The sequence below is a fragment of the Ruegeria sp. H9 genome (assembly GCF_056532915.1).
Window position 1 is genome coordinate 713,938 of record NZ_JBQFNX010000002.1, and the last position, 13,767, is coordinate 727,704.

Annotated in this window: 14 protein-coding genes; 5 read left to right on the plus strand and 9 right to left on the minus strand. The window is 58.3% G+C overall.

Annotated features, from left to right (window positions below; translation table 11 throughout):
* The first annotated feature begins 181 nt into the window (after positions 1-181).
* Entirely contained in the window at positions 182-487 is a 306-nt protein-coding gene (locus tag ACR0CZ_RS12080) for a hypothetical protein (protein ID WP_480536931.1), read from the plus strand.
* Between the two features lie 21 nt (positions 488-508).
* Entirely contained in the window at positions 509-1,180 is a 672-nt protein-coding gene (locus ACR0CZ_RS12085; RefSeq protein WP_170396803.1) for a helix-turn-helix transcriptional regulator, read from the plus strand.
* Positions 1,181-1,243: 63 nt separating this feature from the next.
* Here ACR0CZ_RS12085 and ACR0CZ_RS12090 read toward each other — a convergent pair whose 3' ends face one another.
* The 8 genes from ACR0CZ_RS12090 to ACR0CZ_RS12125 all read right to left on the minus strand — a co-directional run bounded on the left by ACR0CZ_RS12090 (position 1,244) and on the right by ACR0CZ_RS12125 (position 8,652).
* Complete coding sequence (locus tag ACR0CZ_RS12090; protein ID WP_170396801.1) at positions 1,244-2,407, minus strand: peptidoglycan DD-metalloendopeptidase family protein; 1,164 nt, start codon at positions 2,405-2,407, stop codon at positions 1,244-1,246.
* Positions 2,408-2,465: 58 nt separating this feature from the next.
* A complete protein-coding gene (locus ACR0CZ_RS12095; RefSeq protein ID WP_170396799.1) occupies positions 2,466-3,116 on the minus strand; it encodes a protein-L-isoaspartate(D-aspartate) O-methyltransferase in 651 nt (216 codons plus the stop codon).
* Positions 3,113-3,895: a 5'/3'-nucleotidase SurE gene (gene surE / locus ACR0CZ_RS12100; protein ID WP_170396797.1), complete on the minus strand. Its 783-nt coding sequence runs from the start codon at positions 3,893-3,895 to the stop codon at positions 3,113-3,115. The genes ACR0CZ_RS12095 and surE overlap by 4 nt, the downstream gene beginning before the upstream one ends.
* Before the next feature lie 118 nt (positions 3,896-4,013).
* Entirely contained in the window at positions 4,014-5,099 is a 1,086-nt protein-coding gene (locus ACR0CZ_RS12105) for an ABC transporter ATP-binding protein (protein WP_170396795.1), read from the minus strand.
* Between the two features lie 80 nt (positions 5,100-5,179).
* Entirely contained in the window at positions 5,180-6,226 is a 1,047-nt protein-coding gene (locus ACR0CZ_RS12110) for a methyltransferase domain-containing protein (RefSeq protein ID WP_170396793.1), read from the minus strand.
* Positions 6,227-6,322: 96 nt separating this feature from the next.
* Positions 6,323-7,435, minus strand: coding sequence for a hypothetical protein (locus tag ACR0CZ_RS12115; RefSeq protein WP_170396791.1), 1,113 nt, complete (start codon positions 7,433-7,435; stop codon positions 6,323-6,325).
* 2 nt (positions 7,436-7,437) lie between these two features.
* Positions 7,438-8,217, minus strand: a complete 780-nt coding sequence (locus ACR0CZ_RS12120) for an SDR family oxidoreductase (protein ID WP_170396789.1) — start codon at positions 8,215-8,217, stop codon at positions 7,438-7,440.
* A 72-nt stretch (positions 8,218-8,289) separates the two neighbouring features.
* Positions 8,290-8,652, minus strand: a complete 363-nt coding sequence (locus ACR0CZ_RS12125) for a SnoaL-like domain-containing protein (RefSeq protein ID WP_170396787.1) — start codon at positions 8,650-8,652, stop codon at positions 8,290-8,292.
* 109 nt (positions 8,653-8,761) lie between these two features.
* Here ACR0CZ_RS12125 and ACR0CZ_RS12130 point away from each other — a divergent pair, with 109 nt between their 5' ends.
* The 3 genes from ACR0CZ_RS12130 to ACR0CZ_RS12140 all read left to right on the plus strand — a co-directional run bounded on the left by ACR0CZ_RS12130 (position 8,762) and on the right by ACR0CZ_RS12140 (position 12,849).
* Positions 8,762-10,366, plus strand: a complete 1,605-nt coding sequence (locus ACR0CZ_RS12130) for a peptide chain release factor 3 (protein ID WP_170396785.1) — start codon at positions 8,762-8,764, stop codon at positions 10,364-10,366.
* A gap of 23 nt (positions 10,367-10,389) precedes the next feature.
* On the plus strand, positions 10,390-11,313 hold the full coding sequence (locus ACR0CZ_RS12135; RefSeq protein WP_480503298.1) for a glycosyltransferase family 2 protein: 924 nt from the start codon (positions 10,390-10,392) through the stop codon (positions 11,311-11,313).
* Positions 11,314-11,496: 183 nt separating this feature from the next.
* On the plus strand, positions 11,497-12,849 hold the full coding sequence (locus tag ACR0CZ_RS12140) for a DEAD/DEAH box helicase (RefSeq protein WP_170396782.1): 1,353 nt from the start codon (positions 11,497-11,499) through the stop codon (positions 12,847-12,849).
* On the opposite strand, the gene ACR0CZ_RS12145 is transcribed toward ACR0CZ_RS12140, so the two are convergent.
* Positions 12,846-13,748 (minus strand): DMT family transporter, encoded by a 903-nt coding sequence (locus tag ACR0CZ_RS12145; RefSeq protein WP_170396780.1) that lies wholly within the window; start codon positions 13,746-13,748, stop codon positions 12,846-12,848. The genes ACR0CZ_RS12140 and ACR0CZ_RS12145 overlap by 4 nt on opposite strands.
* Positions 13,749-13,767 lie beyond the last annotated feature (19 nt).

The window sequence follows — 13,767 nt, forward strand, 5'->3', positions numbered from 1 at the left end:
ATATGTCTGGCCCCGTGTCTACGCCCGTACGGGCATCAGCAAAAGTGCGACAGATCAAATCCGCGCGCAAAATTGAACGGATCATGCGTTTTTTGCGGACTCGCATTTCTCAACTGACAGGTTTATGTCAGTTGATATCACCTAGAAGGACGATATCGAAACCTGGTCTACGGAGAACCACATGACCCATGTCGCAGAAATCGTCACCTTTACCCTTGCCGACGGCACAAAGCCCGAACAGTTCGTCAGGCTAAGCCAAGCCTCCGAAACCTTCGTCCGCGCGGCTCCCGGCTTTACCCACCGCCAGCTAAGCCACGGCGAAGATGGCCGCTGGACCGACTATGTCGTCTGGACCGATATGAAATCCGCAAAGGATGCCGCTGCTGCATTCATGCAACAGGATTTTGCACCCGCTCTGATGGCGGTAATCAACCCCGACAGCGCCCAGATGCGTCACGAGACCGTGCTATGGAACATGACCGCCTAAGGGCGGCTCAGACGGCGTGTCATGCGCCGCACTGACCGCCTGTTCGACATCATACAGATCCTGCGCGATGGTAACTTGCACCGCGCGCAGGACATCGCGGACCGACTTGAGGTGTCGGTCCGTACGATCTATCGCGATATGGACACGTTGGTGGCCTCGGGCGTTCCTGTAGAAGGCGAACGCGGCGTAGGTTACATGGTGCGTGAACAGATCACGCTGCCCCCGCTAAACCTGACACCCGCCGAGCTTGAGGCTCTGAACCTCGGCATGGCGATCGTGGCCGAAGCCGCCGATCCCGATCTTAAATCCGCCGCGGAATCTCTGGCCGAGAAAATCGACGCCGTCTTGCCCACGCAGGTCATTGCCGAGGCCGACAGCTGGAAATTCGCGGTCTATCCCTTCGCTGATGTCGTACGCGGAATGGCACATATGGCCCCGATCCGCGCCGCGATCAAATCGCGCCAGAAATTGCAGCTCAGCTACCGTCGCATTGACGGCGCGCTGACCGAACGCACCATCCGACCGCTACATATGGAATACTGGGGCCGTGTCTGGACACTGACTGCCTGGTGCGAGCTGCGCAACGACTTCCGCGTCTTCCGCATCGACCTGATAGAAAACGTCACGCCTCTGCCGGAACTCTTTACTGACGAACCGGGTAAACGGCTCAGCGACTACGTTCCCAATGCGTGATCCGTCCTTCAACTGGCCCCAAATACCTCCGCCGGAGGCATGGCCCGGAACGGGCCATTTCGGTCACTTCAGGTAAGGCTCGGGATCAACCGACTCGAACCCTTTGCGCACTTCGAAGTGCACATATGCATTGTCGCCCCCGCGAAGCGAGGCGATCTTCTGTCCCCGTCGCACCCGATCACCTTTCTTGATGGTGATATTGTCGACATTGGCATAAACAGTCAGCAAGTCATTGTTGTGTTTCACAACGATGATCGGAACCTGATCCGCATCCGCGGTGATCGCAGCGACCGTGCCTGCCTCGGCCGCACTGACCGACGCGCCTGGCGCTGCGGCGATATCTATCCCCTCATTCTTACCCTTCTTGTAGGTCCGAATGATGGTGCCGCTCACCGGACTTGCCAGCGCCGAGCTTCCCGAATTGGTCGGGGCCTCGGCTGTGATATCCGGCGCAGGCGTTGCCGCGGCAACTTTCTCATCCGGCAATGGCTGCGTCGCGCTCGGCGGCGTAGGAGTTGGTGAGCCTTCGCCCGGTTGGGTTACCGCAGTTGCCGTGGCGGCCGGCGCTGCTGCCCGAGGTGCCGGTTGATTCTTGACCGGGATCAACAGGTACTGGTCTTCGCGCACCATAAAGTCTGGTCCCAAACCGTTCCATTCTGCCAGAGACTCCACAGGCACCTGATAGAGGCGCGAAATTGTATAGGCTGTCTCACCCCGCTTGACCTTGTGCCGGATCGGCTCAGGCCCCGTAGCAACCGGTGCCGGAGCCGCTGCAGGCTGCACGGGCTCCAATGTCGATGTCTGTACAGATCCTGTGTCCGGTGCCTCGTCAATCGCGGTTCCGGCAATGGTCGCAATATCAACATTGCTTGTCCCACCGACCGAGCGCGGCAAGGCCAAAACTTCACCGTCTCGCAGGCTGTCATTTGGCTGCAATCCGTTAAACCGGGCCAATTCGGCCACCGGCATGCCGATCCGGGTGGCGACATCGCCAACTGTATCCCCACGGCGGGCTACCGCGACCTGATAGTTCGGATAGGTGATCACGCCACGCGCATCCGGCGTCGGGCGGTTGGCGGTCGCTGCAAGGGCGGCATCTGCAGTGGAAAACCCGCCGACATTGCCGCGCAGGTCATAGTCATATGGCCCTTCACACCCGGCCAGAATTGCCAGCGCGGCAACACCTGTCGCATAGCGGCGCATTGCTGATTTGGAAACTGCTCTCATTTTACTGTCCTCAACACCTGCCCCTGTTCTCCGGGGTTCTGGCGCCTCTAATATACCTTCACGCTCCGTCTTTTCCCAGCCCCTCAAGCAAGGGCACAAAACGGACCGGCAACAATTCGTCATAGTCCAGACCGGTTTCAGTGCGCGTGACCCGGATTAGGGTCTGCACCGCGTCCGACTGGCCCACGGGTAACACCATGATACCGCCGATTTTCAACTGCGCCAAGAGCGGCCCCGGAGGATCTTCGGCGGCCGCGGTCACAATGATACGGTCGAACGGGGCCTGCTCGGACAGTCCAAATGATCCATCCGACAGCATCGCGGTCACATTCGTCAGCCCCAGCTCACGGAACAGTTCTCCCGTTTCGCGCACCAGCCTCTTGTGCCGCTCAACCGTGTAGACCCGGCGCGCCAGCTTGGATAGGATCGCCGCCTGATAGCCCGAGCCGGTGCCGACCTCTAGAACCGTATCACGCGGACGCACCTGCAGCGCCTGCGTCATCAGCCCCACAACCGAAGGCTGGCTGATGGTCTGGCCACAGGCAATAGGCAGTGGAGTGTCCTCATAGGCCCGGTCCGCGAACAGGCCTTTGACAAACCGCCCCCGGTCAACCTGCTCCATCGCTGCCAGTACACGTGCATCCGTCACCCCGCGCGAGCGCAGGGCAAACAGGAACTGCATTATGGTTTCTGCGCTTGGTTCAGTCATTCGATGACCTTTAGCGCCTCGAGCGTGTCATATGCTGTCAGATCAGCGCGCATCGGAGTGACCGAGATATATCCTTCCAGATTGACCGCCGCATCCGTGCCCGGAGCAGTCGGGTTATGTTGATACCCGCCCTTAATCCAAAGGAACCGGCGACCCGAGGGCGAGCTGTGCGGCTCGACAGAGAAATGTGTATCGCGCCGGTACCCCTGCGGGGCCACGCGCGTACCCAGCACCTCATCTGCGGGAACCGGAGGGAAATTCACATTATAGAACAGACGATAGTCGCCCTGCTGCTCGGGTGTCGCATCAAGAATGCGGCGCACCAGATTGGCCCCAAATTTGGCAGCCGCCTCAAACGGATCGTCCAGCCCCAGATTGCGCGGCCCGAAATACTGAGACAAGGCAATCGCGGGCACACCTTGCAACGCCGCCTCCATCGCGCCGCCGATTGTACCCGAATACAGCGTGTTTTCAGCCGAGTTGTTGCCCCGGTTCACCCCTGACAACACCAGATCGGGCGGGGCGTCCTTCATAACGTCGTGCAAACCGGCCAACACGCAATCCGCCGGAGACCCTTCGGCGGCATAGCGACGCTCACCCAGTTTGGCGACCATCATTGGGTGGGTATAGCTAATGCAATGGCCCACGCCTGACTGTTCAAAGGCAGGCGCGACGACCCAGACCTCGCCATCGGGACCGGCCAGTTCAGCCGCGATCGCTTCAAGCACAATCAGTCCCGGCGCATTGATGCCGTCATCATTGGTCAGAAGAATTCGCATGCCCGGTCCACCCCTCGTTTTGCCCTTGATAGACCCGCCTCAGCGCTGCGACAAGCAATGCACATGCGCAATCTGAGGCTTTCACGCACCACTTGGATGAAAATGCAGGATTTGAGCGTCAGGCCGGGAACACAAAACACCGGTCGCGGCGAATGGTCAGCCACATGACGCGGCCCTCTTTGGGCACAAAGACGTTCGGGACCGTCGCCTTCAGGATCGAGCCATCATAGTCCATGCGAAACTCGACAAGGCTTTCATTTCCCAAAAACCGAGCACGCTCAACCACGCCTCGGGCGGCAATGCCGTCTGTCGGCGTCGGCGCAGGCCCTTTGCCATTGCGGTCGAAGTCCAGCTTGACGTGCTGGGGTCGAAACACGATTTCAACATCGGTCGCGTCCGGCACACCGGGCGCAAGAAAACGGCCAAACGGAGTATGCGCCAACGCACCATTAACTTGAGCCTTCAACACATTGATATCACTAAAAAACGAAACTGCTGCCTTGTCTGCAGGCCGGGTATAGACATTGTATGGCGCCCCCTGCTGCACAATCTTGCCGCGCCGCATCAGCGCGATTTCATCAGCCATTCGCATCGCCTCGTCCGGCTCATGCGTGACCAACAGAACAGCAGCGTCCTCTTCTTTGAGGACTGCGAGCGTTTCGTCCCGAATGCCGTCGCGCAGACGGTTATCGAGGCCCGAGAACGGCTCATCCATCAGCATGATCCGCGGGCGTGGGGCCAACGCACGCGCCAGAGCAACCCGCTGCTGCTCACCCCCAGATAACTGATGCGGAAATCCATCGATGAACCGCATCAGATCGACCTTGGTCAGCAGTTCCTCGACCCGCGCGCGTTTCTGCTCTTTGCTGCCTTTCAGGCCGAACGCGACGTTATCCGCTACGCTGAGATGTGGAAACAGCGCAAAATCCTGAAACATCAGCCCAATCTCGCGCCGTTCGGGCGGTACGCGGAAAACCGTGTCACAGATCAGCTTGCCATCGACGTAAATCTCGCCCGAGGTCTGCATTTCGACCCCCGCGATCATCCGCAATGTGGTCGACTTTCCGCAGCCCGAAGGCCCCAGCAGGCAAGTCACCTGCCCCGCGTGTACGGTCAACGATACATCATCCACGACCGTCCGCCCGCCAAAGCGCGCAATCAGATTGCGGATTTCCAATCGAGGAGGAGTTGTCGTCACTGTCACCGATGGACCCCATTGCCTTTCCCGATCAAATCCATCGGGCTTAGGCGGGGATAACAACCCCGCCCATCAGGCGCAAGGGATCAGCAGCACCCGGTCGAGGCAGCTTCGCCCTGTACAACAAACGGGCTATCCCCGCCGCAGCCTTCGAATATCCCGTAATGGGTCGAAAAATCGCCGATGAACTCAAAATGCCGTGCAAAACGGGTGTCTTGCAACATCATCCATGTGTTGCCACAGACCGGGAATACTTTGCCGGCCTCGATCGTATGGTGGTCATCCAGTACAAATTCATGCGGCGCATGCGGCACTGTGCCCTTGTAGATCACAGCCTGACCGTAATCCTCGCACGCAGGCTCCAACTCCGGCAGCTTGAAAAGACGGTAGGTGGCCGAGATAAAGCTCAGCGGTGCGACCCGTTCTTCAAGAATTGGGTTTTCGATCGTCAAAGGACGATGCGTCACCCGACGGGGATCGCCAAATCCGGCAGCACGCGACATCGACAGAAAATCGTTCCAATAGAGCGCACCCGACAGGCATTCGCCATACAGGATCTCATCCTCGGCCATCGCCTTGGGCACCCGGCGGTCGGCATAGACGTCCGAGAAATACATCTCGCCACCCTCTTTCAGCAGCCGATGCGCACCGCGCAGCACAGCAGCCTTGTCGGTCGCCAGATTGATCACGCAGTTTGAGACGATGATATCGAACGATCCCAGTTCGAGGTCCAGCTCATCCAGCTTTTCGATATAGCCGTGGTGAAACTCGACATTGCTGGCCGAATGTCCGAATGCCATCGCGTGATAGTCCTGATGCGCACGCGCCACGTCGAGCTGCTCAGGCGTCATGTCAACGCCGACGACACGGCCCTTTTCACCGACCATCGCGGATAAAGCATACACATCGCGCCCCGCACCACAGCCCAGATCCAGGATACGCATTCCCACCAGATCCAACGGAGCAATCAGCCCGCATCCATAGTAACGTGTCAGCACATCATCATGAATTTGCGACAGAATTTTCTTGAAGTGATCCGGCATATCATCCGGAGTACAGCAGGCATTTGTTTGCAAATCCGCGCTGCCTTGCAACACCTCACCATAGTAGTTCTGCACAGCCTCGTGCTTCATCGGGGCAATCCTTTTGTCACTGGTCTTTTGCAGCTAGTGCAGCAATCCACACCACGCAATCCACCAGCGCCCGATCTGACGAAACCGTGACAGGGCTCAGGCGAGCAGGTCGAAATTCACGCCTGCGTGCACGCGGCCGTTCACTTGAATCTCCAACCGATGCGGCCCAGGAACCAACTTGAACGTTGTTGCATTGCCCTTCAGCTTGTGCCGCTTTCTAAGTGTCAACTGACCACCTGTAAGCGCGGCCTGTTTCAACTTGTGAACCTTGGGTGAGATCTTTCCGCCAGGTCGTTGGAAATGAACGATATAGTCGACCAAGACTGGCTGATCTTCTGCGCCGCTCAGGCGGGTTTCAAACTCCAGCGCTTCACCAATCCGGGCCGGACCGTTTACCTGAATCTCAACCGCAATATCTGCATCGGGATCGTATCCAAGCACCTTCATCGCCTTGGGATGCCCAGATTTCACAAGGCCTCGTAATGCATGAGATGTCATCCAGTTCAGTTCATCCTTGTCCTGCCGCCCTGCCTTGCCCCAATCCCGCAGACATTCCAGCACCAGATCGGGGTCTTTCTTGGTGATATCATTCAGATGATTGGCGACCGAGCGCGTCACATAGCGCGTCCGATCCCCGTGCAACCGGTCCAATAACGGCAATGGGTCTGACATTGCCAAGCCAACGGCCTGCCCCCACGGTAAACGAGGCCGCGTGCCCTCGCTGACCAGACGACGCACGTGATAGCTGGGATGGGTGCACCAGCCCTGCATCCGCGCCATGACCAGTTCGGAGTGGTGATTGAGGAACGGGCGGATCGCCCATTCCATCGAAAATCGCTGGGTCAGCTCTTCGAATACATCCAGCGCCAAAGCGGGATGATCCAGGCCGATTGCACAAACCCAATCACCCAAGGGCGCAAAGATAAAGTCTCCGAAGTCATCATCACTTTTGGCGGGGTCCAGCGGAGGCGGCAGCGCCCGCAGAATGATCGGTGCCACTGCCGGCAAATCGCCAGGCACCGATTCTTGCAGACACTCTGCAATCCACGCCATACGCTCTTTCAGTTCAAGCTCGGGCAAACGCGACATCACTTTCGCCGCGAATGCTTCTTCCTTGAAATCGGAATCAGCATTGGCGAACAAGCCCGCAAGAAAGCTTACCTTTTCCGCGTTGAACAACTGATCTTTCAGAGAAAAGTTCTGTGCCATACCTACATCGTCAGATTGGTGCCACCACCATCCAGCAAAATGTTCTGCCCGACAATGAACCCGGCGTGTTGCGAGCATAGAAACGCGCAGGTCGCCCCAAACTCTTCCCTCGTGCCATAGCGTCTCGCTGGGATGGTTGCAGCGCGTTCAGCCCGTGCCTCGGCCATCGAAATACCTTTCTGCTCTGACACCCCGCCATCCAGCGCGTTCGCGCGGTCGGTGGCGTGGATACCTGGCAGCAGATTATTAATCGTCACGCCATGTGGCGCCACCTGGCGCGATGTGCCCGCAACATAGCCGGTTAATCCAGTTCGCGCCGCATTTGACAGGCCCAGCACCGCAATCGGCGCGCGTACCGACTGCGAGGTGATATTCACCACGCGACCCCAGCCCTTATCCATCATGCCCGGCAGCAGAGCCTTCATGAAAGCTATGGGTGTCAGCATATTGGCATCCAGTGCTTTGATGAAATCATCACGCTCCCAGTCCGACCACATGCCGGGCGGAGGGCCACCCGCGTTTGTGACAAGGATATCAGCACCCTGCGCAGCACTTATCACCTCGGCCTGACCCTCTGGTGTGGTAACATCACAAGCCACTGTCTGCACGGCAACGCCATATGATGATCGCAAACGCGTGGCTTCAGCCTCCAACGTTTCGGCTCCGCGCGCGTTCATCACAAGATCAACGCCGGCTTCGGCCAACGCCTCGGCACAGCCCAATCCCAAGCCTTTGCTGCTGGCACAAACCAGCGCACGTTTTCCGCGAATTCCCAAGTCCATTCTGGCCCTCCCTATCTTCGGCACACATCTAACATCGGCCCGGCAAAGAAGACCAGAATGGGATCTTGCGGATTAATAAAAGAACTCTTCACGCACGATCTTGCCATCGGCGACGTGATAAACACCGACCTCACGCATATCAAAGCTTTCACCGGTTTCTTTCACCTTGCCCTGCACTTCAAAGATCACGGCAAAGCGGTCGTCACCATGCGGGTACGGGCCACTGACGGACGCGCCCGATACTTCATGAGCGCCTTCCCACCATTCGTGCTTGCCACGAATGGCTTCTAATCCGTGCGTCTCGCGCCCCATGCCCGCAAAATCCTGTCCCTCAACAGAAACAGCATCCGAGGCATAAAGCTTCTCGAGGTTCTCCTTGGCCCGGTTCTCGCGGCATCCAGCAACCAGTTCGTCTGCGATTTCTTTCAAATTCATTGGTCCACTCCATATTTTGTTCACTATATGTTCTTATTGCCACAGCCACATGATTCGAACCACCCCCTTTGTCTTGCCTCAGTTGGATTCCCCGCCTATACGCGCGCTTATGCTTGATACTTCGAACCAACCCACCCTGCCGCCCGAGATCGCTCGTCGCCGGACATTCGCTATCATCTCGCACCCGGATGCGGGCAAGACGACGCTGACGGAAAAGTTTCTGCTGTACGGCGGCGCGATCCAGATGGCTGGACAGGTACGGGCCAAGGGTGAGGCACGGCGGACGCGGTCGGACTTCATGCAGATGGAGAAAGATCGCGGTATCTCGGTCTCAGCCTCGGCCATGTCATTCGACTACGGGAACTTCCGATTCAATCTTGTGGACACACCCGGCCACTCGGATTTCTCCGAAGACACCTATCGCACCCTGACGGCCGTAGACGCCGCCGTCATGGTCATTGACGGTGCGAAAGGTGTGGAAAGCCAGACGCAGAAACTGTTCGAGGTCTGCCGCCTGCGCGATCTGCCGATCCTGACCTTCTGTAACAAGATGGACCGCGAAAGCCGGGATACGTTCGAGATCATCGACGAAATTCAGGAAATGCTGGCGATCGACGTCACGCCAGCCGCGTGGCCTATCGGCGTGGGTCGCGATTTCATCGGCTGCTACGACATGCTGCGCGACCGGCTTGAGCTGATGGACCGCGCCGACCGCAACAAGGTGGCCGAAAGCATCCAAATCAATGGTCTGGATGACCCTAAGCTGGCCGAGCATGTGCCCGCTGAATTGCTCGACAAGCTGCTGGAAGAGGTTGAGATGGCACGCGAATTGCTGCCCAAGCTCGACCCTCAGGCGGTGCTTGAAGGGCACATGACGCCGATCTGGTTTGGTTCGGCCATCAACTCGTTTGGCGTCAAGGAACTGATGGAGGGTATCGGCGCCTATGGTCCGCAGCCGCAGGTTCAGTCGGCTGAGCCCCGTCAGATCGCGCCCGATGAAAAGAAGGTCGCCGGTTTCGTGTTCAAGGTGCAGGCCAATATGGACCCCAAACACCGCGACCGGGTGGCCTTTGTCCGAATGGCCTCGGGCCATTTCAAACGTGGCATGAAGCTAACGCATGTGCGATCGAAGAAACCGATGGCAATATCAAACCCCGTGCTGTTCCTCGCCTCTGACCGGGAACTGGCCGAGGAAGCCTGGGCCGGAGACATCATCGGCATTCCCAACCACGGTCAGTTGCGCATCGGCGACACGCTGACCGAAGGTGAGGCGATCCGGGTAACCGGCATCCCCTCCTTCGCACCGGAATTGCTGCAAACGGTGCGCGCGGGTGACCCATTGAAGGCCAAGCATCTGGAAAAGGCCCTGATGCAGTTCGCCGAGGAAGGTGCCGCGAAGGTATTCAAACCTTCGATTGGGTCGGGCTTCATCGTCGGAGTCGTCGGTGCGCTGCAATTCGAGGTGCTCGCCAGCCGGATTGAGATGGAATACGGCCTGCCTGTGCGGTTTGAGGCGTCTCAGTTCACCTCGGCCCGTTGGGTCAGTGGCAACAAGGTTGAGATCGACAAATTTGTTAACGCCAACAAGCAGCATATCGCCCATGATCACGATGGAGATATCGTCTATCTGACGCGGCTGCAGTGGGACATCGACCGGGTCGTCCGCGATTATCCCGAGCTGAGCCTGACCGCGACGAAGGAAATGATGACCTGACGGATTCTACAGGCAATCCAGAAGTGACCACATGGGGGATTGTGTCCACGATCCGCGCCCCGCGTGAGGATATTTTGCGCTTTGCCGCCCACCACCTCGATATCGGCGCGGACCGGATTCACATCTTTCTGGACGAGCCGGTCCAGGGGGACATCTCAGCCCTGCGCGAGCATCCCCGGATCCGGGTGCGTACCTGCGATGCGGCGTTCTGGAAGCGTCGCAGGCGTGAGAGGCCGGACAAACATCAGGTTCGACAATCCTCGAACGCGAATTTGATCTACAACAGGACTGATCTGGACTGGGTCGCACATATCGATGTCGATGAGTTTCTGTGGCCGATGTCCCCGATCCCCGACCTGCTGCGCGACATCCCCGATGACATCCCCGCCGTCCGCGTCCGCCCGATTGAGGCGCTGGCGGGTGGCCAGGACCTCTACAAAGCGTTCATTCCCGAAGGTCAGAATCGACAACCGCTGGTCGAAGCGCTCTATCCCAATTTCGGCACTTACGTTCTGGCCGGTTTCATGAGCCACATTCAGGGCAAACTGTTCGTACGCGGCGGTTTGAAAAAACTGAGCGACCGTATCCACAACCTCTATCAGCACGGTGAGTTTCTGCCAGTCAGAACCGAGCTTCCTCAGATCGATCTGTGTCATCGCCACGCCCCGGATTGGGAGCATTGGCTGGCGCATTATCGTTTCCGCCTCGAACGCGGCTCGTACCAGGCCAGCCCGGATCGCCCGCGAAAGTTCGGTGCGCTAGACAGGTACGAATTGATCACCCTTCTGGAAACCGAATACGGGCTCGATGGCCTGCGGGAATTTTACGATGAAATCAGCGCTGCTGACCCGGAAGTGCTGGAACGGCTTGAGGATAACGACATGATCCGTCACCGGCCGCTTGATCTGGACCAAAAAGTCGCGAAACACTTTCCCGGAACCATCTGAATTGTTGCGGAAATCCTTGTTACCGGCAGATTTGCCACGGATTAAACCGACTTCATTTGACCCTGCCCCACGTTTTTGTTATGCCCGCGCCACAGCCGAAACGCGCATGGGGCGCATGGCCATCCGGGCCCGGCATTTTCAGACGCGCGGGCCAGGTCTAGTGTCCGCTTGAACCGGACATACATGACAAAGTTTAACGAACTGAACCTGAACCCGAAGGTCCTCAAAGCAATTGAGGAAGCCGGATACGAAACTCCGACCCCGATCCAGGAAGGCGCAATTCCAGCCGCGCTGGAAGGGCGCGATGTTCTGGGGATCGCCCAAACCGGCACCGGCAAAACTGCCAGCTTCACTCTGCCGATGATCACATTGCTGGCCCGTGGGCGCGCCCGCGCACGCATGCCACGCTCGCTGGTCTTGTGCCCGACGCGGGAACTGGCAGCGCAGGTGGCCGAGAATTTCGACACCTACGCCAAGCACCTCAAGCTGACCAAAGCACTGTTGATCGGTGGCGTTTCCTTCAAGGAACAGGATGCTCTGATTGACCGCGGTGTTGACGTGCTGATTGCCACTCCGGGCCGTCTGCTGGATCATTTCGAACGCGGGAAGCTGCTTCTGACAGGCGTTCAGATCATGGTGGTGGACGAAGCTGACCGGATGCTCGACATGGGCTTCATTCCTGATATCGAGCGCATCTTCTCGCTGACGCCATTCACCCGCCAGACGCTGTTCTTCTCGGCCACCATGGCGCCCGAGATCGAACGGATCACCGATACTTTCCTGTCGGCCCCCACCCGGGTCGAAGTTGCGCGTCAGGCCACCGCTTCGGAAACTATCGAACAAGGCGTGGTGATGTTCAAAGGTGGTCGCCGGGATCGTGAGGCCAGCCAGAAACGCAAGACCCTGCGCGCATTGATCGATGCCGAGGGCGACAAATGCACCAACGCGATCATCTTCTGCAACCGCAAGACCGATGTAGATATCTGCGCCAAGTCGCTGAAGAAATACGGCTATAATGCCGCCGCGATCCATGGCGATCTGGATCAGTCGCAGCGGATGAAAACACTGGACGGATTCCGCGATGGATCACTGCGGCTGCTGGTGGCTTCGGACGTTGCTGCGCGGGGTCTGGATATCCCCTCGGTCAGCCACGTGTTCAACTTCGATGTTCCCGGCCATGCCGAGGATTATGTCCACCGCATCGGTCGTACCGGTCGCGCCGGGCGCGAAGGCAAGGCAATCACGATCTGCTCGGGCCGCGATGAAAAGGCGCTGGCCGCGATCGAGAGCCTGATCCAGAAGGACATCCCGCGCATCGACAATCCGGTCAAGGCCGATGAGCCCAAGCCCGAGGCGCCAAAGCCAGAGAAGAAGGCCAAAGCGTCGGACAACAAAAAGAGCGAGAGCCGCAAAGAGCGAGAGCCCAAAACCCGTGGTCGTGGGCGTCGCGACGATGGCGGGCCAGCAGTTGTAGGCATGGGGGATCACCTCCCCAGCTTTATCGCTCTCAGCTTTGATGAGCGTCGCGCAGGCTAGATTGTCAGCACAAGCGCCAGTATCGACAAGCCAAGCAACGTCATCCCGGCGATCTCGCGCCGGGTGATGGTTTCACGGAAAAACAGCAGCGATGCGAACAGGCTGAGGATCAGTTCGATCTGACCCAAGGCCTTTACATAGGCTGCGTTCTGCAACGTGAAGGCGAAGAACCAGCAAAACGAACCACAGAGGCTGGTCAGGCCGACAAAAACACCGGTTCGGCGAGTCTCCCACACCGCGCGCAGCTCGGCCCTGTCTCGCCAAAGCAGCCACAGCCACATGCTGAGAAACTGAAACGTTACCACGACGGCCAGTGTCACAAGTGCCCGGAACCACGCATCGATGTCGCCCAATTGCAAAGAGGCGCCGCGATAGCTGACCGAGGAGAATGCGAATAACACGCCTGACCCCAGTCCAAGACGCGAGGCTTTGTTTGTCAGATGTTGCCACCAAGCGCCGCTGCCTCCGGGCGTTTTTGACAACAACAGGACGGCCAGCAACCCAAGCAGAATTGCCCCCAGCGCCCCGGTAGAGACCTGATCGCCGAGGACAAGGAACCCCACAATAGCGGTTTGAATCACCTCAGTTTTCTTAAACGTAATCCCTACCGCAAAGTTGCGCTGCTTGAACAATGCCACAACGCAGATCGTGGCCAATATCTGTGTGGTCCCGCCGATGACAGCAAATATCCAGAACTTCGCCGTCAGCGCTGGCAGTTCGTACCCCGTCGCGCCCAAAGCAATGAAAAGCCCCAGCAAGGCCAATGGCATGGAATAGGCGAATCGTGCAAATGTCGCCCCGGCAGCCGAAAGCTTCACGCTGCTCAGGGATTTCTGAAGCATGAACCGCACCGTCTGGAACGATGCGGCCGCGATGGTGACGGGAATCCATAAACTCATGGCTTCCCTTCTGTCGTTA